Consider the following 20,613-nt stretch of genomic DNA (forward strand, 5'->3'; position numbering starts at 1 on the left):
GCTTGGGGATGTCGGTGGTCGTGTCTGCGAGAAGGGTAACGGTCATATCGTTCTTTCGTCCGAGGGCAGGAAATGAAGGAACAGCTGTCGGGTTCTAGCAGCTTTTTGCAATGGAATCTCCCAGAGCCTGGATAAGCGGTCCATGCCGTGCTCGGCTCACCTGCAGTCTGGCCGGCTGATTCCGCTCATCCGCCGGATGCGCGGTTCTGACCAATACCACCTCATCGTGTTCAACGCGTTCGACGAATTTCAGATTGACCAGACAACCCTTGTTGCACTGGAAGAAATCCTGGTCCCTGAGCTGCGAATACACCGATTTCAGGCTTTGCGTGCTGGATTGGTACACCCCATTGATCGTATGGAAGGTCAGCAGATGGCCTCTGCTCTCGATCCAAACGATGTCGTCTGTCAATACCCTTGCGCTGCTGGTCCTTGCGGTGATGACGATGGCCTTGCCTTCGTCGTGGGACGGGATGCTCGACAAGATGCGTTCGAAGTGGCTGCTGAAAGAGGGGTAGGTGATGGGCTTGAGCAGGTAATCGAAGGCGTTGACCTCATAACCGGTAATGGCATACTGGGCGAGGTTGGTGGTGAAGACGATGATGACCGAAGGGTCGGATTCTCGAATCCTGCGCGCCGTGCTGATGCCGTCCAGCAGCGGCATCTCGATATCCAGAAAAATGATGTCGAATTCGGGACGGTATTCCTCCGCCAGATTCACACCGTCGCTGAAGGCATGAATATTATATTGCACGCCATGCTCTGTGGCATAGCGTGCAATATAATCACGAAGTTTCTGCGCATCATTGGCATTATCTTCGGCAATGGCTAAACGTAACATGATATCTCAATTGGTATATTCATTGAACTATTAACCAATTGTAGTCTATTTCCGCAATGATGTCGAAATGCCAAGGAAGATGAGTCGGGATTGATTGAAACGCGAATTATGTCCGATCACGGTTGAATTGCCTTGAGCAAGGCATTGATCTCCTCGTTGCGTCGCGTTTCGCTCATACCTTCTGCATGGAAGAGGTCGAGTATCTGACGGGCGATGTCGAGTGTTTCCTTGTCGCGAGTGCCGGCATCGGTGAACGTCGAGATGTTGATGAAGTTCTCCAAGGATTTCGGGTCGTTTTCCGCCAGTGCCCGTTTGACGATTCCCTGCAGCATGATTTTGAGGTTTCTTGTGCTTTTGCGATTCTCATTACGGCGTTCGAAATAGGGCAGGAACAGTGCAACCAAGACTGCTGCGGTCTCGGCGACGGCGGTGGCCCATTCTGCTAACGATCCAATTTCCATAAAATATCACCAACTTTTCTTTTGTATAAGCAACAACTCATGAAGTGTACACCAACCGAAACTCAGGGTGTTTTTATTTGCTGGTATCAAAAGTAGTTTTCCGCTTGGAATAAAAGAACGGCAGGGCGTGATTTAATGGTGCGAAGCGAATGGACGCTTTCGAAAGGAGACAATATGAATGAAAACGAAGCCATGGACCTGCTGCGCAAGTTCGTAGGGCTACATACCGAAAACGGCAACGAGAAGGTCGTAGCTGATGAGATCAAGGCGATTTTCGATAAGGCCGGCGTGCCCTGCAAGGTTCTGCCGCTTGAGGACGATCCGACCCGTGCCAACTTGGTCGCCGAACTCGGGCACGGTGAGCCGATTCTTGGATTGACTGGGCATATGGACACCGTCTCGGCCCAGCAGGAAGGCTGGAAGACCGATCCGTTCAAGCTCACCGAAGACGGCGATCTGGTCTACGGCCGCGGTGTGACCGATATGAAGGCCGGTCTTGCCGCCATGGTCATCGCCATGCTCAATCTCAAAAAGCATGAGCAGCAGATGCACGGCACCGTGCGCTTCCTGGTCACGGCCGGTGAAGAGGTCGGTATGCCGGGTGCCACCGCACTTCAAAAGCAAGGGTATATGAAAGGCGTCGGGGCGTTGCTTGTCGGCGAACCTTCCGGCTACAACATCGTCTACGCCACCAAGGGCGAGCTTAATCTGAACATCGCGATGAAAGGGAAGGCCGCGCACAGCTCCACTCCGGCCGCGGGCATCAATGCAGTGGAGAATCTGATCGAATTCCTCGATACCATTTCCAAGCGCATCAAGGACGCAGCGGCCGGAAAGAGCAACCCGGACCTCGGCGACACCGTCTTTAACATTGACGTCATCCGTGGCGGTCAGCAGGTCAATGCGATTCCTGAGTCCGCCAGTGCCGAAATCAACATGCGTATCATCCCCGAGTTCAGCAACAAAGAGATTCTCGCTGTTTTGGACGATGAAGTGGCGAAGTTCAACGACAGTCACAAGGCCACCGTCTCCTATGAGGTCGGTATGGATATCGTTCCTGCGATCGGCCCGAAGGACGCCAAGCTTGCCAAGATCGTCAAGTCGGTGGGGGAGCGCCATTTGAAGGAGCAGGGCAAGCCTGCCGAGATTCCGATGTTCGGCGTGTCCGGCGGTACCGACGGCAGCGTGCTCCTACTCGACAGCCCGAAGGACACCGCCTACGTGATGTTCGGGCCAGGCAACGATACGATGCACTGCGTCAACGAAAGCCTGCCCAAGGCGATGTATCTCGACTTCATCGGCATCTATGACGACATCATCAACGAATACATGGGCATCGGCAAGTAGTTGATTGCGTTTGATGCTGGTAAACGGACTCAGATAAACGGTTGCGGTGCGTTTTCCCAGCATCGGAATGTGATAGTGCTGGTAAGCGTACTGTAATCAGTGATTAAAGTACGCTTACCAGCACTAAAGTGCGATGCTGCGGGCGAAGGCGCCTGTTTTAGCTTCAGTCTTTGGTTTCTGCGGTATTGTGTTCGCCGGAACCGTTGTGTGTGTTGACCAGGAAATGCGATTCGCTGGGGAGCACGGCGTTCAAGATGACGGCGACCACGAACGAAACGGCGATGCAGTTGGTGGCGAAGATGGACTGGAACAGCTGCGGGAACTGGGCGAAGATGCCGCCGACCTGTGTGAATCCGATGCCGATGGTCAGGGAGAGCGCCGCGATGGTGGTGTTGCGCTGGCTGAATCCCGCCTCGGCGATCATCTGGAAGCCGGAGAGAATGATGTTGCCGAACATCATGATGGTGCAGCCACCGAGCACCGCCTGTGGCATGGAGTTGAACAGCTGCGCCACGCCTGGCACAAAGCTGGCGAGGATGAGGATGAGTCCGCCAGAAAGGATGACCTTGCGGTTGACCACCTTGGTGACCGCGACCAGCCCGATGTTCTGGGCGAATGAGGTCAGCGGCAGGCAGCCGAACAAGCCGGAAACGGCGGAGATCAGGCCGTCGCCGGCGATGGCTCCAGAAGTCTCCTTGTCGGTCGGCAGACGGTTCAAACCGACCTGTGAGAGCGCTGCGGTGTCGCCCAAGACCTCAACGGAGGAAACGACGTAAAGCAGTGCGAAGGAGATGATGGAACCGGCGTCGAAGGTCGGAGCGAACGGCATGAACCGCGGGAGGCTGACGACCTGCAGATTCTGGAAGCCGGAGAAATCGACCTTGCCCATCGGTATGGCGACGATATAGCCCACGACCAGGCCGAAGAGGATGGAAAGCTGCTTGGCTGTCCCTTTCATCAACAGCTGGAAAGCAAGGCAGGCGACCAGCGAGATCAGGCCCAGCGTAAGGTTCTGCCAGCTGCCGAAGTCCTTGGCTCCGGAGCCGCCGCCGAACGAGGAAGCGCCCGTGGAAAGCAGGGAGAAGCCGATTGAGGTTACGACGATGGCGGAGACGATCGGCGGCACATACTTCTTCCAGAAGGTCGCAGTCAGCCCCAGTGCCAGCTCAAGCAGTCCGCCGACGATGATGGCTCCTACAAGTGCCCCGTAACCCTGCTTGCCGACGATGGCGCTTGCGGCGGCGACGTAGGTGAAGGAGATGCCGGTGACCATGGGCAGTCGGCTGCCGACGCGCCAGAGCGGGTAGAGCTGCAGGCAGGTGCCGAGGCCCGCCACCAGAAGGCCGTTCTGGATGATCATCGCCGATTGTGACGGCGTCAGGTGAGCAGCGGCGGTCACCAGGAAAATCGGTGCGAGGTTGGCGACGAACATCGCCATGACATGTTGCAGACCGAAGGGGACACCGCGCCAGAAGGAGATCTGCCCGTCGAGGCTGGTCAGTGCCTCTTCGGTGCTGGGTTTCGGCTGCTCGGGCTCGTCTGCTCCAGACTCCTCGTCGTTGTGTTTTCGCCATGGCAGGTGGGATGCAAGTCCCGAAGCCGATTTTCCGCCGGATGAGGTCTGTGCGGTTAATGGAGTCGTTGCTGCATTGCCAGCAGCCGGGCCTTCGTTATTTGTTTGGGAGATATTCGTTGATTCGGCCCCGTTTCGGGTGCCGTGCTGATCAGTGCTCAAAGGGTCTCTTTTCTTGATGAAATTGAGATAGTGCTGATAGCCCAAAAGTCTACGCCCGGTAGTGGGCAGTGTCTTTTATGGTGTTTCTTGACAGGAATTTAGCTGTTCCGATAACAAAAACAAAAAACGGCCGCCGAAAAGTATGTTTCGGACAAACCGTTTTGTGAGATTTTTGATTTATGCTACAAAATTATGAAATCGCAAACGAATTTAAGAAAATCTATGCGAATTCGATGGTTCCATTTTCGCCGTCCATCGACTTGACGATAGCGAGCGATGCGACCTCGTAACCGGCCTCGCGCAGCTCCTTGCCGCCGCGCTGGAAGCCTTTCTCGATGGCGATGCCGATTCCTTCGATAACGACCCCGGCTTCGTTGCAGATGTCGATAAGTCCGTGCATGGCCTTGCCGTTGGCGAGGAAGTCGTCAATCAGCAGCACGTGTTCGCCGCGGTTCAGGAAACGCTTTGAGACGATGACCGGGAATTCTTTTTGCTTGGTATAGGAATAGACTTTTGCGGTGTATTGGTCGCCGTCCAGATTGATGGATTGGGTCTTTTTGGCGAAAACGACAGGAACGTTGCCAAAGTGCTGGGCTGCGATGCAGGCGATGCCGATGCCGCTTGCCTCGATGGTCAGAATCTTGTCGATTTTCTTGCCGGCAAAGATACGTGCCCACTCGTCTCCCATGTGGTTGAACAGCGTCACGTCGCACTGGTGGTTCAGGAAGGCGTCGACCTTGAGCACTTCGCCCGGTTTTACGGTTCCGTCCCGGCGGATTCTGTCTTCAAGTTCCTTCATGTCATCCTCTCGTTTCCGTCGGTAGATTTTGGCGATGCCCGACGCCATGCATACATGTATGGTCTACGAGCATAATCACTGGAGGTGACGAGTGTCCAATCGAGTGCGAACCAACTGTTGTGTTTGTTCTTTTTGGTTGTTCGTAATTGTATTATTATTGATAAATTGATAATAAGTATTGATTTGAGAAATATTGTCGACGGCCTATCCAAGGAAAAGCAAGACGGGCCTGATCGGTTTTAGTTGATGCATGGGTTCGGTTTTGCTTCCAATCGCTATCGAATAGAAAATGATCGGTAATGATTGCTTTCCTATGGTTAAACTGGCAGAAACGCGAAATTTTGGTGGGGTAAAACTGGCAGGCAAGATTAAAGTTGGGGCATTGTCGCTTATATTTATTCCTTATCGCTCATTAATCATCCGTATCTTTCAAGACCAGCGAGTGTGATAGAAATGAAGTCCTATGGCAGGCGGGCGAGCCGGGTTCGGGGCGCTCGCAAAACGGCATTTTCGAAGGGAACGGGTGTGGCACAGGATCCGGATTTGATTGCACGAAGCGCAGAGGAACTCGTCGGCGACCTGAACGAGCAGCAGGCCAAGGCGGTGCAGTATCGAGGGCCGGCCTTGCTGATCGGTGCAGGTGCCGGGTCGGGCAAGACCCGTGTGCTCACCCGTCGCGTGGCATGGATTCTTTCGCAGTTCGGGGCCTGGCCCAGCCAGATTCTGGCCATCACCTTCACCAATAAGGCCGCCGCTGAAATGCGCGAACGATTGGAATCGTTGATCGGTCCGGTGGCGGAGCGTATGTGGATTTCGACGTTCCATTCCGCCTGCGTACGCATTCTGCGACGAGACGGCAAAACCATCGGTCTCAATTCCGGCTTTTCCATCTATGACACGACCGACAGCCAACGGCTGATCAAGCTTATCGCCACCAGTCTCAACGTCGATCTGAAACGCTATACGCCTCGCGCCATCCTCGGTCAGATCTCCGATTACAAGAACAAGTTGGTTGGCTGGAAGGAAATGCTCAAGACCTATGCGCCGGATTACACACCCGGCCAGCAGGGCTATCAGCTGGGGCGTTACGACAATACCGAAGCACTGTATGCCGTGGTCTACGCCGAGTATCAGCATCGCCTTGCCGCAGCGAACGCCGTCGATTTCGACGATCTGATCGTACGCACGGTCGAGCTGCTGCACGACCACCCGGATGTCGCGGACTATTATCATCACAAGTTCCGCTACATTCTGGTCGACGAATACCAGGACACCAACCACGCGCAGTACCAGCTGGTGCGCGAGCTTTCCGGCATTGACGCCACCAATCGCCCGGCGATGGGCTCGGAGCCTTCCAGCCAGCCGACGGCAGGCCGCGAAGGCCCGGCCTGGGTCACCGTTGTCGGCGATTCCGACCAGTCCATCTACGCGTTCCGCGGCGCCGACATCAGCAATATCCAGGATTTCGAGAAGGACTTCCCGGGGGCGCTGACCATCATGCTGGAGCAGAACTATCGTTCCACGCAGACCATCCTCGATGCCGCCAACGCAGTCATTTCCAAGAATACCGGGCGCAAGCCCAAGAAACTGTGGACCTCGCTCGGCAAGGGCGAGCCGATCGTCGGCTACGCGGCCGACAACGCTCAGCAGGAAGGCGGCTGGATCGCCAACGAGATCGCCAACCTCAAAAGCGAGAACGGCTACCGCTATGCCGACATGGCCATCATGTACCGCGCCAACGCGCAGTCCCGCGCACTTGAGGAGGCGCTGATCAACGCCGGCATTCCCTACCAGCTCGTCGGTGGCACGAAATTCTACGAACGCCGTGAGGTCAAGGACGCCATCGCCTATCTGCAGGCCATCACCAACCCCGCCGACAGCGTCAATATGCGTCGCATCATGAACACGCCCAAACGCGGGCTTGGCGCCCGAGCCGAATCCATGGTGGCCGCCTACGCCGAGGCACACAACGTACCGTTCTGGAACGGCATCGACCAGATGGACCAGATCCCCGACCTGCCCACACGAACACGGACCAAGCTCGGCGAATTCCGTGATTTGATGCGAGGGTTGATGCAATTCGCTGCTGACCATGATTCCAAGCCTTCCGAGATCGTGGCGCAGGTGCTCAACCAGTCCAAGCTGCTCGAAGAACTGCAGCGCTCCACCGACCCGCAGGACGAGTCACGCGTCGAGAACCTTTCGCAGTTGCAGTCCGTCGCCGCAGAATTCGAACAGAAGACCCCGGACGCCACGCTTTCCGGATTCCTCGAGACCACGGCGTTGGTCGCTGATTCCGACCAGCTGCCCGGCGAAGGGGAGGACAGCGGCAAGGTCACGCTGATGACCCTGCACACGGCCAAGGGCCTCGAATATCCCGTGGTGTTCCTCACGGGCATGGAGCAGGGCACATTCCCGCATTCACGCTCGCTCGAGGACGAACAGGAACTCTCGGAGGAGCGTCGCCTGGCCTACGTCGGCATCACCCGTGCCAAGCAGCGGCTCTACGTCACCCGCGCGGCCGTGCGCTCGCAGTGGGGGCAGGCCAACGACATGATGCCGAGCCAGTTCCTTGACGAGATTCCCGACGAGCTCATCGAATGGAAGCGTCGCGAGGCCGGTGTGGAGCGCATGCGTTCAGGCTGGGGCAGTGGATCCGGCGACGGTGATTTCGACGACGAGTTCGGCGGCTGGGAGGATGACGACGGTTTCTCTTCCGGTTCCACGTTCGGTGGTTCCGGATCTTCCTCATCTTATAGCGGCTCTCGTGGCTCGGGACGTTCCGGTTATGGCGCTGGCCGTTCCGGATACGGTTCGCATTCGGGTTCTTCTTATGGTTCCGGCTCATCGTATGGTTCCCGTTCGAGTTACGGTTCCTCCAGTGGTTCGCGTTCAGGAACCCATTCCCTCTATGGCAAAGGTTCTGGCTATCGCAGTTCGTCATCGCGTTCAGGATACGGTTCGCATTCCTCCGGGGGTTCCTCATACGGCTCATCGTCGTATGGCTCCGGCTCTCATACCCGCGGCGGCAAAGTGACCACTCGCCGTACCGCGCCGAAGTCCGCGTCTCGTTCGGTGCCGGCGTCAAGCCTCAAAAAAGACAACAAGCTGGACATCTCCGATTTCAGCATCGGCGACAAGATCACCCACGACCAGTACGGTTTGGGGACCGTCGTTGACACGCAGGACAAAGGCCGTAATTCGATCATCACGGTCGACTTCGGCTCGGACGGCATCAAGCGCCTGATGCTCCGCGTCGCACCCATCGAGAAGCTATGAATTGATTTCCATGCTTTCGGGGAAACGTCTTAAACGTTCGAACCCGCAATTTCAAAAGGATTGAAGTCCGTCCTCAAATGAGGGCCTGCACTGTTTTCCGCAGTGCAGGCCCTCATTTCATTCACGTGTTGCTCGGCACGGGCCTAATTTTTCTGAACTATGTTCAGAACAAAAGTGCAATTTAAAAACTTTACATTTGTAAAAAAGTGATATTCTGACATTAGTTCGGTCAAGGAGGCCGAATTGCGGTCGCAAAACTTTTTAATGGCGAAAGGATTTGTATATGCCTACGCAAGAGAGATTCCAAGGCAATTACATACAATGGCTTGGTTCGGAATTCAAGAAGATCAATCTGGTTGCTGCCATGATCTGGTTCTTCGGCATCGGTTTCCAGACGGCGTTGCTGGTCACCAACCCGATTACATGGCAGGCTATCATCACCTATCTGGCCACCGTGGTTGGCCTGGGTTGCACCGTTTATATGATGGTGGGGGCGCCTATCAACGGGCTTCTCGGCTTGATCAGTGTCTTCGGCTTCGTCACCGTCAACCTGTTTGCCCATCATTGGTGGAGCGTCATCGATCAGCTCATCTTCGCCTGCGCCATCGATATCCCGCTGATGATGAAGTGGAGGACCTGGGGTGAGGACTTCGGCGCCAAGGTGCGCAAGCTGCATCTCAAGGGCTGGATGGTCACTATTGCGGCTATCCTCGTCGAATGGATCATCCTCTTCCAGGTCGCTCGCATCCTCAAGGACTCGCAGCCGGCGGTCGACTCGTTGGTGCTTTCCTTCGGCGCCACGGCTTCGGTGCTGTGCGTGATGCACGTCTCCAACACCTACACCCTGTGGCTCGCTGAAGACGTCGTCAACGTCGTCCTTTGGTTCTATGCCCTCAAGGACGGCTACAGCCCGTCCGCGCTGCCGATGCTCGTCAGCACGCTCATGTACACCGCCACCGCGGTCTACGGTCAGTTCTTCAGCATCTGGCACAAGGCAGGCAACGCCAATAGCGAAGTAGCGAAAGCCTGATAGTTTATTGTCATCCACCGGTCGCCGTATCGGTCCCAAGGCGGCAAATACGGCGACCCGAACCCACAGAACAAGAGGTAAAAGTAATATGAACAAAGCAACATTGGCAAAATATATCGATCATACCTATCTGAAGGCCAACGCTACCAAGGCCGATATCATCAAGATCTGCGATGAAGCCAAACAATACAACACCGCTTCCGTGTGTGTCAACGCGTATTGGGCCCCACTGGTCACCGAGCAGCTGGCCGGCACCGACATCAACACCTGCTGCGTGGTCGGCTTCCCGCTGGGAGCCACGAGCACTGCTTCCAAGGTGTTCGAAGCCCAGCAGGCCATCAAGGACGGTGCCGAGGAAATCGACATGGTCATCAACGTCGGCGAACTGATCGCCGGTGCCGATGACAACGTCGAAGCCGACATCAAGGCCGTTGCCGATGCCGTACATGCCTCCGGCAAGCTGCTGAAGGTCATCATCGAGACCTCGTTCCTCGACCATGACCAGAAAGTGCGTGCCTGCCAGCTCAGCGAAAAGGCCGGGGCCGATTTCGTCAAGACCTCGACCGGTTTCAGCTCTGCCGGTGCCAAGGCCGAGGATGTCGCGCTGATGCGTCAGACCGTTGGCGATCGCTTGGGCGTCAAGGCGTCCGGCGGCATTCACAGCTATGAAGAGGCCATGCAGATGATCGATGCGGGTGCCAGCCGTTTGGGCGTCAGCGCGACCATCAAGATTCTTGAGGGAGCGGAGAACTGATTATGAAATACAATCGTATTTTTGGCTTGGTGATGGATTCCATCGGCACGGGTGCAGCGCCTGATGCCGCAAAGTTCGGCGACGAAGGTTCCGACACCTTGGGCACCATCGGCAAGTTCTTCGATGGCAAGCTTCATCTGCCGAATTTCGCAAAGCTCGGCATCTCGAACCTGAGGGATACGCCCATCGAGGGCGTGCCTGCGGCCGAGCATCCCATCGGCTGCTTCGGCAAGATGGAAGAGGTCTCGGTGAGCAAGGACAGCATGTCCGGCCACTGGGAAATGATGGGTCTCCCCGTCACCCAGCAGCTGAGCTTCTTCCCGAACGGCTTCCCGGACGATATCCTCGACCCGATTTCCAAATTCTCCGGGCGAAAGATCGTAGGCAACCGTCCCGAATCCGGCACCCAGATTCTCGAGGAGCTGGGGGAGCACCAGATGAAGACGGGCGACCTGATCATCTACACGTCCGGTGATTCCGTGCTGCAGATCGCGGCGCATGAGGACATCATCCCTGTCAAAGAGCTCTACCGGATCTCCGAATACGCCCGCAGCCTGGTCAACGGACCGAAATACATCGTCGGCCGCATCATCGCACGCCCGTATGTCGGCAGCGGCAAGGGCCATTTCACCCGCACCGCGAACCGTCACGACTTCACCTTGAAGCCGTTGGGCCCCACCGATCTGGACAAGCTGCAGGAAGCCGGCTTCAAGACCATCGGCATCGGCAAGGTCAATGACATCTTCTCCGGCCAGGGCATCGACGAGGGCTACCACAACCAGAGCAACATGGACGGCATGGACCATCTCGACCACGTCATGACGCAGGACTTCACTGGTTTCTGCTTCACCAACCTGGTCGATTTCGATGCCATGTACGGCCACCGGCGCAACCCGGAAGGCGACGGCAAGGCTCTGATGGACCTGGACCGTCGCCTGGGCACGGTCATCGACAATATGCGCGATGACGACCTGCTGATGATCACGGCCGACCATGGCAACGACCCCTGCTTCAAGGGAACGGACCATACCAGGGAATATGTGCCTCTGCTGGCCTATTCGCCGAGCATGAAGCATCCGCAAAGCCTTGGCACCCGTACGACCTTCTCCGATTACGGCGCCACCGTCCTCGACAATTTCGGTGTGGAAACCGACATGCCGGGCACCAGCTTCCTTTCGGAACTCAACTGATCCCAGCCAAGCGGTATCTATATATAAATAAACATATCGGTATATAATTCCGCGTACCGTCTCGACGTTTCCAACGGACTGCGGTACGTCGGAATTGATACCAAATTAATATTTTTGGCCACTTTCGAGCAGTGGCCGATGCAAATTAAAGGAGATTTGTAATGAGCACTCATATTGATGCACAACGCGGCGATATCGCGGAAACCGTATTGATGCCAGGAGATCCGCTGCGCGCCAAGTACATCGCGGAGAACTTCCTGACCGATCCCAAGCGTTACAACACCGTGCGCAACGCGTTCGGCTACACCGGCACGTATAAGGGCAAGCCCGTTTCCGTGCAGGCCACGGGCATGGGCATTCCCTCGCTGTCGATCTACACCACCGAGCTCATCAAGGACTTCGGAGTGAAGAACCTGATCCGCGTCGGCTCGTGCGGAGGCTTGGGCAAGGACGTCAAACTCCGTGATATCCTCATCGCCCAAAGCGCCAGCACCGACTCCTCCATCATCCACAACACCTTCGGCCAGGGCGTCTATTTCGCACCCACAGCGGACTTCGGGCTGCTTGAGGATTCCTATCAGGTGGCGAAAGCCAGGGGAATCTCGGTGAAGGTCGGCAATATCCTCTCCGAAGACCGTTTCTACGATGACGAGCTCGATATCGACAAGCTTGCCGATTACGGCATCATGGGTGCGGAAATGGAGGCGGCAGGCCTTTACCTGCTTGCGTCCAAGCATCATGTCAAGGCGTTGGCCATCTCAACCGTCAGCGATATGATTGGCACCAATGAGGGTCTGAGCGCCGAAGAGCGTGCGACCACTTTCAACGAAATGATTGAAATCTGCCTGGAGGTGGCTTATCAGCAATCATGAGTGAGCGATACGACAAGAAGAAGCTGAAACAGAGCATCACCGCCGCCAGGCTGTATTACGAAGACGGTCTCGGACAGACCGAAATCGCCCATAGCATGGGGGTTTCGAGGCCGACGGTTTCCCGGCTGCTGAAAATGGCAAGGGAAACCGGGGTGCTGAAGATCGAGATCGACAACCCCTTCATCGACGCCGGCGACCTCAACGAGCGGCTGATTGAGAAATACCATCGCGATATCCACGTTGTTCCCAACAACTACAACGGTGAGGTTTCCACGTTGGCCAGCATCGGCGCCTACACCGCGCAGCATCTGATGCAGATGATCAAGCCGGGTGACATCATCGGCCTGGGATGGGGCAAGACCATTCATTGCGTCACCACTCATCTGAACAGGCATCCGGTGGAGGACACCACGGTCGTCCAGCTCAAGGGCGGCATCAATATCCGCTATCAGGACACGTATGCCGATGAAAGCGTCACCGAACTGGCTTCGGCCTTGGGCGCGACCCCGCATTTCCTTCCGTTGCCGCCGTTTTTCGACAGCAAGGTGACCAAGGAGATCGTGGAACGCGACCGTTTCATCAAGCAGACCCTCGAGCTCGGCAAAAGGCCAATATCGCCCTTTACAGCGTCGGCACCGTGCGTAACGATGCGTTGCTGTTTCAGCTTGGATACTTCAACGCCAAACAGAAGGCCGCGTTGAAGCAGACTGCCGTAGGCGATGCCGTGTCGCGTTTTATCGACAAGGACGGCAAGGTCGTCAATAAGGATCTGAACGATCGGACCGTCGGGATCGGGCTGGCGGACCTGAAAAACAAGGAGCACTCGATTGTGGTGGCTGCCGGAATCCTCAAGGCTCCTGTCATTTACGCGGTGATGAAGGCGGGGTACGCCAACGAATTCATCGTCGATCAGGCGATAGCCCAGGAATTATTAACTTATGAAGATTGAGGTGTTGCAACGATGCGAATGGTTGATGTTATCGACAAGAAAAGGAACGGCGGAGAGCTGAGCGACGAGGAGATCAAATTCTTCGTCGACGGTGTGGTCAGCGGGGAGATTCCCGATTACCAGACCAGCGCCCTGCTGATGTCGGTCTATTTCAAGGACATGAACGATCACGAGCGCTCCCAGCTTACGCTGGACATGATGAACTCGGGCGATCGGCTTGACCTTTCCGGCATTCCGGGCATCAAGGTGGACAAGCATTCCACCGGCGGGGTCGGCGACAAGGTGAGCCTGCCGCTCGCCGCCATGGTGGCGGCCACGGGTATTCCCGTCCCGATGATTTCAGGGCGCGGGCTGGGCCATACCGGCGGCACGCTCGACAAGCTTGAAGCCATCCCGGGCTATCAGGTCGAAATCAGCGAAAAGGACTTCATCGATCAGGTCAAGCGCGAGAAGCTCGCGATCATCGGCGCGACGGGCAACATCGCCCCCGCCGACAAGAAGATCTATGCCTTGCGTGACGTCACGGACACGGTCGATTCGATTCCGCTGATCGCCAGCTCCATCATGAGCAAGAAGATCGCCTCCGGCACCGATGCCTTGGTGATCGACGTCAAAACCGGGGCCGGCGCGTTCATGAAGACGCTGTCGAAGTCCGAGGAACTGGCGAAGGCGTTGGTCGAGATCGGCAAGGGTGTCGGCATGCAATGCATGGCGGTCATCTCCGACATGAACCAGCCTCTGGGCCGCAAGGTCGGCAACACCCTTGAAATCGAGGAGACCCTCGATACCCTGAAAGGCAAGGGCCCCAAGGATCTGCTTGAGCTGGTGCTCACCCTGGGCAGCTACATGGTCGTGCTCGGCAAGAAAGCCGACAATGAAGACGAGGCGCGAGCCATGCTCGTCAAGACCATCGAAGACGGTTCGGCGCTTGACCGGTTCCGGGCCATGGTCGTTGCGCAAGGCGGCGACGGTCGGGTCGTCGACGATTACAGCATCATGCCGCATGCGAAGTACCGCATCGATCTGCCCGCCAAGTCCAGCGGCTATGTCTCACAGATGCTTGCCGACGAGGTCGGCATCGCCAGCATGAAGCTCGGCGGCGGACGCGAGAAGGCCGACGACAAGCTGGATTACGGTGTCGGCATCGAGCTCAACAAGAAGGTCGGCGACAAAGTCGGTGAAGGCGAATCCTTGCTGACCATCTGCAGTGACCGTGAGGATGTGGACGACATCAAGGAACTGCTGTATAGCTGCATCAAGATCGGTGACAAGGCCGAGCCTTATCCCATGATTTACAAGATCATCAAGTAGTGTTGCCTAGCTGATTCGAATTCACGTGTGCCCCGTCCAGCTCGACGGGGCACACGTCCATAGTCTGCGAGTAAAATAAGAACTTGTGTCTGCCATAAGGCGGGCATTATCTGGAGTCTTAGCCCATCAGTGGGTCGGCGGTGTGCCCGGCAAAACGAGAACATCGTTGGCGCTTGGCGCCTTGAAGCACTGGAGAGGCCCGGCTCAGCGCGTTCTTGAAAAAGAATCGCGTTCCGTTCAGATAACGACAGAATACAAAGGAACAACAGAATGACTAACATTCAGCGTTCTCGCCGTCAGGTGCGTCTTTCGCGCGCCCTCGGCATCGCACTGACCCCCAAGGCTCAGCGCATCTTCGAGAAGCGTCCGTACGCTCCTGGTGAGCATGGCCGCACGCGTCGCCGCACCGAATCCGATTACGCGGTTCGTCTGCGCGAGAAGCAGCGTCTGCGCGCCCAGTACGGCGTCTCCGAGAAGCAGCTTCGTGCAGCTTATGAAAAGGGCACCCACACCAAGGGCCAGACCGGCGATGCAATGCTCGTCGATCTCGAGACCCGTCTCGATGCTCTGGTGCTTCGCGCAGGCTTCGCCCGCACGACCGCCCAGGCACGTCAGTATGTCGTGCACCGCCACATCATGGTCGACGGCAACGTGGTGGACCGTCCGTCCTACCGTGTCAAGCCCGGCCAGACCATCCAGGTCAAGCCGAAGAGCCAGACCATGGTTCCCTTCCAGATCGCCGCTGAGGGCGTGCACCGCGATGTGCTGCCCGCCGTCCCCGGATACCTGGACGTCAACCTCGCTTCGCTCAAGGCGACTCTCACCCGTAAGCCGGAAACCAAAGAGATTCCGGTTGAGGTCAACATTCAGTACGTCGTCGAGTTCTACGCTCGCTGATTTCTGAATCCCATTCCTTTAAAGGACATACCGCAAGGGCCCTGTGAGTTTCAAGCTCACAGGGCCCTTGGCGTTGTCGGGATAAATTATTGCTAAGGTTCGAGTCTGTTCATCGCAAGATTATCGTCGGCGAGACCATTAATTGGCGGTTACTCGCCGATGACGGAATCGACGATGGCGGAGACGATCGACATGATGATGGTGCCGATGATCGAGGCGAAGAAGCCGGAAATGTAAACGCCTACGCCGAAAAGCGATACCGCAAGCCATGAGGCCAGACGCATGCACAGCCAATTGACGATCAGCAGCAGGATGATCGAAATCAGACCCAGCGACATGATCGAAAGCGGAAGGGCAAAAACCTGCGTGACCACGTTGAGAATCGGACGGATGACGGCATTGACCAGTGCCAGAAACAGCGCGAACACGGCGATGCCCAGAATCGGGGGAGTGCCAATGGGCTGCATGCTGGGGATAAGCAGCACCATCGCGGCAGCGGCGATGGTCAGGATGATCCAACGGGTAAAGAATCGTGTCATAAGACCAGTATGGCAAACGACGGTAATTCAAAACGTCGGTTTCACAAACCTTTCCAAGCAATTCGCCATTGGTTGAATCCGGCCGGCTGATTTCAAAAGTAGTATCAAGTGTCATTAAAAACGGATAATCGAGAAGAAGTGCCGGAATAACAATGAAAAATCGACTTGTCGAATGCCGTATCCAAGTATTTTGGAAGTTGGATAGGTTTTCGACAAGCCGATTTCGAAAGCCGACGACTTTGGGTTTTTAGAACCCGTCCTCGAAGAATTCGAGCAAGTCGGCCATGCTCAGTTTCTTCTTCTCCTCGGCATTCAGGTCGCGGACGATCTGGCCCTTTTGCAGCACAATGAGGCGGTTGCCGTATTTCAACGCGTCGTCAAGGCGGTGCGTGATCATTAGGCAGGTCAGTTGCTGCTCCGCGATGGTGCTGGCGGTGATGGCCATGAGCTGCTTGGAGGTCTTCGGATCGAGGGCTGCGGTGTGCTCGTCGAGCAACAGCAGGTCAGGCTTGGTGATGGTGGCCATGATAAGGCTCAGCGCCTGACGCTGTCCGCCGGAAAGGTTGCCGGCAGGAGTGTTCAGGTGCTCTTCGAGTCCGTTGCCGATTCCCTTGCACAGCTTGTAAAAGCGGTCATGATTTGCCGCCATCTCCCGCATTTTGAAGCGACGGGTCTGGCCGCGACGGGTGGCGAGCAACAGGTTTTCTGCAACCGTCATACGCGGGGCCGTGCCCATTTTCGGATCCTGAAAGACGCGGGCGATGTACTTCGCACGCGCCACCTGCGAGCTTGAGGTGATGTCCTCGCCGTTGAGCAAAACATGTCCGGTAGTGGGGTGGATGCCGCCGGCGATGACATTGAACAGCGTGCTTTTGCCCGCGCCGTTGCCTCCGAGCACGGTGATGAAATCGCCCGGTTTGACGGCGAGTTTGGCATCGATCAGGATTTCCTTGGTGTCGTCCATGCCGTTGTTGACCTTCACCGTGCAGTGTTCGATGGCAAGGCGGATATCCTTGGGGTCGGTGGCTTCCTGGGTTTCGGTCTCACTGGCAGTCAGGGCAGTGGCATTGTTATCAGGTTGTATCGTCGTCTCGTCTTTCATGCGTTGGCCTTTCCGCTTGATTCCACAACGTCATTCTTCCTGAAGTACTTCTCGAATCCCGTGGTCAGATGCAACGCGCGTTTGAACTGGGGGATGAGCATGCACAGCGAGAGCACGACCGCCGAGAAGAACTTCAGGTACGTGGTGTCGAAGCCGAGGCGGATGACCAGAAGAATCAGCAGCTGGTAGATGATGCTGCCGACCACGGTGGCGAGCATGCGCTGGAAGAAGGAAAGCTCGCCGAAGAGGACCTCGCCGATGATGATGGAGGAGAGGCCGATGACGATGGTACCCACGCCCTTGCTCACGTCAGCGTAGCCGTCATGCTGGGAAATCAATGCTCCGGAAAGCGCGATGAGTCCGTTGGAGATCATGAGTCCGACGTTGGTCATTCGTTCGGTGTGAATGCCGAGCGACTTGGCCATGGATTCGTTGTCGCCGGTGGCGATGTAGGCCTGCCCAAACTCCGTGTTGAAGAACAGCGACATCAGGCCGATGACGATGGCCACGGCCAACAGTCCGATGAAAACAGTGTCATAGTTCGTCGGCAGGTTCAGCGGGATGAAGACGTCCTGGATTTTCGGAAGATTCAGCAGCGAAAGGTTCGGGGACTTCATCACGAAGAGCATGACGGAATTGAGTGCGCTCATCACCAGAATCCCGGCGAGGACCACAGGGATCTTGCCTTTCGTGTAGAGCAGACCGGTTACCAGGCCTGCGCACATCCCGGCGAGCACACCAAGCAAAGTGGCCAGGAACGGATTGACGCCGGCGGTGATGGCCGCGACGCACACCGCGCCTCCCAGCGGGAACGAGCCTTCCGTGGTCATATCGGGGAAGCCCAGGATACGGTAGGTCATGAAGATGCCGAGGCCGAGCATGCTCCATAGCATGCCCTGGCCGATCGATGAGATGATCATTGCTGGCCGACCTCCGTGGTGACGAGCTTGGCGTTCTTCTGCAGATCGGCGGGAATGGTGATGCCGAAGTGCTGCGCCTGCTCCTTGTTGATGATCGTGTCACCGGTGGAGAAGGTGTAAACGGGCATGGTTGCCGGCTTGCCCTTGCCCTTGAGGATCTGGGCGGCCATCTTGCCGGTCTGGATGCCGAGCTGGTACTGGTTGACGCCGATGGTCGCCAATCCGCCCTGCTTGACCATCGTGTCCACCGAGTTGATGACAGGCCGGCCCTTCTTGTTGGCCTCTTCGGTCACCGTGGGCATGGCGTTGGCGATGGTGTTGTCGAGCGGGGTGTAGATGAAGTCGCACTTATCGCTCATCACCTGCACGGTCTGCGCGATTTCGTTGGTCGACGGCACCGGGAATTTCTCGACTTTCAAACCGAGCGCTTCAGCCGCCTTTGAAGCGGTTTCGACCTGTGACTTGGAATTGACCTCCGTGGAGGCATAGAGCATGCCGACCGTCTTGGCCTGGGGAATCAGTTGCTTGCCGAGCTTGATTTCGGCGGCGACCGGCGGCTGGTCGGAGACGCCGGTGATGTTCTTGCCGGGAGCCTTCATATCGTGGACCAGTCCTGCGGCGACGGGGTCGGTGACCGCGCCCAGCACGATTGGGGTGGTAGTGGTGGCGTTGGCCAGCGCCTGGGCTGCGGGGGTGGCGATGCCGACCAGCACGTCGGACTTCTTGTTGACCAGCTGCTCGCTCATCGTGGCGAGCTTGCTCTGGTCGGCCTGTCCGTTCTGGTCGAAGATCTGGATGTTCTTGCCTTCGACGAACCCTTCCTTTTTCAGTTCGTCGACCACGCCCTTATGGATCTGGTCCAAGGCCGGGTGGCTGACGTATTGGAGGATGCCGACACGCTTCAGCGCGTGCTGTGAGGTCGAAGCGGTCTTTGCATTTCCCAGCGCATGCCGCCGGCCGAGTTCGTAGGTGAACCCTCCTACGAGGATGAGGGCGATGACGATGATGGTCGCGGTCAGCGCCTTGCCGTGCGAGGTTTGGTGGTTTTCGTTGCTCATAGCGTTCCTGTTGCTCTTTCGATTGGTTGGTAAGCCCACGCCAAGTGAGATTGTTCCCTGTATCTATCTAAATAGCGGAAATCACCGAATACAACGCAACAATGACTCAGATTTCCGATACGCAACCATAATACGAATTGCGAAAAACAAATGACACCCAGGCGAAGGCACGATATTAAGTTCTGGTTTATCTAACTTCTTTTGTTAGCTACGCCAGCCACGCCAAACGAAATGCAAGAGGAGTCGTGATGTCGAAATCATGTTGACTGCTCCTTTCCATGCATTTGAAAACTGTTTCCCAAAATAGGGGAGGCATGGAAAACGGCAAAATCGTCGTTCACATAATGAGATTCTTGCCCGAGTGTTTTCAAATGGTAAAGTGTGACCAATCTAGGAATTCGATGAATGTTCAGGCTTGGAGCAGCAAGGCCAGACGCTGGTTTTGACAGCCGATTTGGTCGTTGTACGCAGAGGCCTTTGCTCGACAGCTGTATAGCAGGATATAGCGGAGTGGTTATAATGTATCAAATATTATTTACTTTTAATAGAAGGGTCAATGCTTGTGGAAGGCGTTTCGTTTTCGCTCGGCCAGCATACCGATTGGGATATCAGCTCTTTGCGCAAGGTCGCATTCACCTCCGAACAGATGTATACGATGATCGGCGGCCCGGATTATCTGCGCTATGTCGTACCGGCCAAGGATGTCCCGTTCGCAAGTTACGCAGGCGATGATGTATTTGCCTGGATGCGCCGTCGGTTGGTGGATTCCTGCAGTGCCATGGGCTTGGTGGATGCCGACGGTGTTCCATGCTCCGCTTTGCAGCAGCTGATCGAACCGATTCGCGACACGGCTTTCGCGGTGGGCGACGGTGTGATGCCGCCGGACGATGATCACGAGGATATCCGGACGTATGTGGCGTATTTCGGTACTCGCTTTGCGACGCTATGCAGGTTTTCGACGGTTCCTTATCAGCTTGGCTATAACCTCATCGGGCTGGGCAGGCCTGATCAATGGGAAAACAATTTTCTTGACGAGACCGGTGTCTTAAAAGGATTCAAACAAGCCTCTCTAAACCTGAAAGCAACCGTCGACGACTCTCGTGAAAAGGCTCTGCTTAACGGAGCGCTAGATGGATCCTCATATGATGCCAAGAAGTTTGCGGAGGCTAAAGGGCTACCGAAGGAGCCATTCGTCAATCTGGCGAGGGACATACGAACTCGAAAATACCGGCGCTTGACCATTCAGGGTGTTGACTATCGGCGCACGAGACTTGCCGAATCATCTCAATTGCGTGATTTGCGCATTGGCCCGCAGCCTTGGCGTGCCTCAGAGGTGTTCCCTGGGGCCGGGGCGTTTTTCGTGATTGATTTCGACGCCAAGCCGGGCGTAGATGCTTCGGTCTGGGAAGGCGAAAGCACTTCCCATGTGAGTATTGAATTTGCCAAGAAAGGCAGCCTGCTGGAACGTTTTTCCGGCATACCTCGAGCGCAGTGGGGGCAAAGTTCTTTGGCTGCGACTAAGGAGTGAC

General features: G+C 56.3%; 18 protein-coding genes and 1 pseudogene. 11 read left to right on the top strand and 8 right to left on the bottom strand.

The features are described from left to right. Positions 1-94: 94 nt before the first annotated feature. Positions 95-841 carry a LytTR family DNA-binding domain-containing protein gene (locus OZX74_RS03945; RefSeq protein WP_277157230.1) on the bottom strand — a complete coding sequence of 249 codons (747 nt, stop codon included), beginning with the start codon at positions 839-841 and terminating at the stop codon, positions 95-97. A 116-nt stretch (positions 842-957) separates the two neighbouring features. Next, the gene (locus tag OZX74_RS03950) at positions 958-1,302 is read right to left on the bottom strand and encodes a hypothetical protein (protein ID WP_277157231.1); all 345 of its coding nucleotides are present in this window, start codon (positions 1,300-1,302) and stop codon (positions 958-960) included. A gap of 174 nt (positions 1,303-1,476) precedes the next feature. Between OZX74_RS03950 and OZX74_RS03955 the strand changes: the two genes are divergently transcribed. Next, entirely contained in the window at positions 1,477-2,649 is a 1,173-nt protein-coding gene (locus OZX74_RS03955; RefSeq protein ID WP_277157232.1) for an ArgE/DapE family deacylase, read from the top strand. 163 nt (positions 2,650-2,812) lie between these two features. Here OZX74_RS03955 and OZX74_RS03960 read toward each other — a convergent pair whose 3' ends face one another. Next, a complete protein-coding gene (locus tag OZX74_RS03960; RefSeq protein WP_277157408.1) occupies positions 2,813-4,150 on the bottom strand; it encodes a nucleobase:cation symporter-2 family protein in 1,338 nt (445 codons plus the stop codon). A gap of 454 nt (positions 4,151-4,604) precedes the next feature. Beyond that, positions 4,605-5,183, bottom strand: a complete 579-nt coding sequence (locus OZX74_RS03965) for a xanthine phosphoribosyltransferase (protein ID WP_277157233.1) — start codon at positions 5,181-5,183, stop codon at positions 4,605-4,607. A 289-nt stretch (positions 5,184-5,472) separates the two neighbouring features. Here OZX74_RS03965 and OZX74_RS03970 point away from each other — a divergent pair, with 289 nt between their 5' ends. From OZX74_RS03970 to rpsD, 9 genes and pseudogenes are all read left to right on the top strand, one after another. Further along, positions 5,473-5,631, top strand: a complete 159-nt coding sequence (locus OZX74_RS03970; RefSeq protein WP_277157234.1) for a hypothetical protein — start codon at positions 5,473-5,475, stop codon at positions 5,629-5,631. A 77-nt stretch (positions 5,632-5,708) separates the two neighbouring features. After that, complete coding sequence (locus tag OZX74_RS03975) at positions 5,709-8,462, top strand: UvrD-helicase domain-containing protein (RefSeq protein WP_277157235.1); 2,754 nt, start codon at positions 5,709-5,711, stop codon at positions 8,460-8,462. Between the two features lie 283 nt (positions 8,463-8,745). Beyond that, a complete protein-coding gene (gene pnuC, locus OZX74_RS03980; RefSeq protein ID WP_277157236.1) occupies positions 8,746-9,492 on the top strand; it encodes a nicotinamide riboside transporter PnuC in 747 nt (248 codons plus the stop codon). An 88-nt stretch (positions 9,493-9,580) separates the two neighbouring features. Beyond that, a complete protein-coding gene (gene deoC / locus OZX74_RS03985) occupies positions 9,581-10,246 on the top strand; it encodes a deoxyribose-phosphate aldolase (protein WP_277157237.1) in 666 nt (221 codons plus the stop codon). A 2-nt stretch (positions 10,247-10,248) separates the two neighbouring features. Beyond that, a complete protein-coding gene (locus OZX74_RS03990; RefSeq protein ID WP_277157238.1) occupies positions 10,249-11,436 on the top strand; it encodes a phosphopentomutase in 1,188 nt (395 codons plus the stop codon). Between the two features lie 161 nt (positions 11,437-11,597). Next, positions 11,598-12,308 carry a purine-nucleoside phosphorylase gene (gene deoD, locus OZX74_RS03995; RefSeq protein ID WP_277157239.1) on the top strand — a complete coding sequence of 237 codons (711 nt, stop codon included), beginning with the start codon at positions 11,598-11,600 and terminating at the stop codon, positions 12,306-12,308. Then, positions 12,305-13,257: pseudogene (locus OZX74_RS04000) on the top strand (sugar-binding transcriptional regulator). Before deoD ends, OZX74_RS04000 begins: the two are co-directional and overlap by 4 nt. A gap of 12 nt (positions 13,258-13,269) precedes the next feature. Continuing rightward, entirely contained in the window at positions 13,270-14,568 is a 1,299-nt protein-coding gene (locus OZX74_RS04005; protein WP_277157240.1) for a pyrimidine-nucleoside phosphorylase, read from the top strand. Between the two features lie 270 nt (positions 14,569-14,838). Continuing rightward, a complete protein-coding gene (gene rpsD, locus OZX74_RS04010; protein WP_277144570.1) occupies positions 14,839-15,465 on the top strand; it encodes a 30S ribosomal protein S4 in 627 nt (208 codons plus the stop codon). A gap of 149 nt (positions 15,466-15,614) precedes the next feature. On the opposite strand, the gene OZX74_RS04015 is transcribed toward rpsD, so the two are convergent. From OZX74_RS04015 to trpX, 4 genes are all read right to left on the bottom strand, one after another. Then, positions 15,615-16,004, bottom strand: coding sequence for a phage holin family protein (locus tag OZX74_RS04015; protein WP_277157241.1), 390 nt, complete (start codon positions 16,002-16,004; stop codon positions 15,615-15,617). Between the two features lie 247 nt (positions 16,005-16,251). Then, complete coding sequence (locus OZX74_RS04020; protein ID WP_277157242.1) at positions 16,252-17,106, bottom strand: ATP-binding cassette domain-containing protein; 855 nt, start codon at positions 17,104-17,106, stop codon at positions 16,252-16,254. After that, complete coding sequence (locus OZX74_RS04025) at positions 17,103-18,026, bottom strand: ABC transporter permease (protein WP_277157243.1); 924 nt, start codon at positions 18,024-18,026, stop codon at positions 17,103-17,105. Before OZX74_RS04025 ends, OZX74_RS04020 begins: the two co-directional genes overlap by 4 nt. Then, complete coding sequence (gene trpX, locus OZX74_RS04030; protein ID WP_277157244.1) at positions 18,023-19,084, bottom strand: tryptophan ABC transporter substrate-binding protein; 1,062 nt, start codon at positions 19,082-19,084, stop codon at positions 18,023-18,025. Before trpX ends, OZX74_RS04025 begins: the two co-directional genes overlap by 4 nt. 562 nt (positions 19,085-19,646) lie before the next feature. On the opposite strand from trpX, the gene OZX74_RS04035 reads away from it, so the two are divergent. Beyond that, positions 19,647-20,612 (top strand): hypothetical protein, encoded by a 966-nt coding sequence (locus OZX74_RS04035; protein WP_277157245.1) that lies wholly within the window; start codon positions 19,647-19,649, stop codon positions 20,610-20,612. Position 20,613 lies beyond the last annotated feature (1 nt).

The sequence above is a fragment of the Bifidobacterium sp. ESL0798 genome (genome assembly GCF_029395415.1).
In the GTDB taxonomy this organism is placed as follows: domain Bacteria; phylum Actinomycetota; class Actinomycetes; order Actinomycetales; family Bifidobacteriaceae; genus Bifidobacterium.

Bases quoted from the DNA above. Each gene is read 5' to 3' on its own strand.
- pnuC (WP_277157236.1), top strand. From the start codon at position 8,746: ATGCCTACGCAAGAGAGATTCCAAGGCAATTACATACAATGGCTTGGT.
- OZX74_RS04020 (WP_277157242.1), bottom strand. From the start codon at position 17,106: ATGAAAGACGAGACGACGATACAACCTGATAACAATGCCACTGCCCTG.
- OZX74_RS03965 (WP_277157233.1), bottom strand. From the start codon at position 5,183: ATGAAGGAACTTGAAGACAGAATCCGCCGGGACGGAACCGTAAAACCG.
- OZX74_RS04005 (WP_277157240.1), top strand. From the start codon at position 13,270: ATGCGAATGGTTGATGTTATCGACAAGAAAAGGAACGGCGGAGAGCTG.
- deoC (WP_277157237.1), top strand. From the start codon at position 9,581: ATGAACAAAGCAACATTGGCAAAATATATCGATCATACCTATCTGAAG.
- rpsD (WP_277144570.1), top strand. From the start codon at position 14,839: ATGACTAACATTCAGCGTTCTCGCCGTCAGGTGCGTCTTTCGCGCGCC.
- OZX74_RS04025 (WP_277157243.1), bottom strand. From the start codon at position 18,026: ATGATCATCTCATCGATCGGCCAGGGCATGCTATGGAGCATGCTCGGC.
- trpX (WP_277157244.1), bottom strand. From the start codon at position 19,084: ATGAGCAACGAAAACCACCAAACCTCGCACGGCAAGGCGCTGACCGCG.
- OZX74_RS03950 (WP_277157231.1), bottom strand. From the start codon at position 1,302: ATGGAAATTGGATCGTTAGCAGAATGGGCCACCGCCGTCGCCGAGACC.
- OZX74_RS03945 (WP_277157230.1), bottom strand. From the start codon at position 841: ATGTTACGTTTAGCCATTGCCGAAGATAATGCCAATGATGCGCAGAAA.
- OZX74_RS03970 (WP_277157234.1), top strand. From the start codon at position 5,473: ATGATCGGTAATGATTGCTTTCCTATGGTTAAACTGGCAGAAACGCGA.
- deoD (WP_277157239.1), top strand. From the start codon at position 11,598: ATGAGCACTCATATTGATGCACAACGCGGCGATATCGCGGAAACCGTA.
- OZX74_RS04015 (WP_277157241.1), bottom strand. From the start codon at position 16,004: ATGACACGATTCTTTACCCGTTGGATCATCCTGACCATCGCCGCTGCC.
- OZX74_RS03990 (WP_277157238.1), top strand. From the start codon at position 10,249: ATGAAATACAATCGTATTTTTGGCTTGGTGATGGATTCCATCGGCACG.
- OZX74_RS03955 (WP_277157232.1), top strand. From the start codon at position 1,477: ATGAATGAAAACGAAGCCATGGACCTGCTGCGCAAGTTCGTAGGGCTA.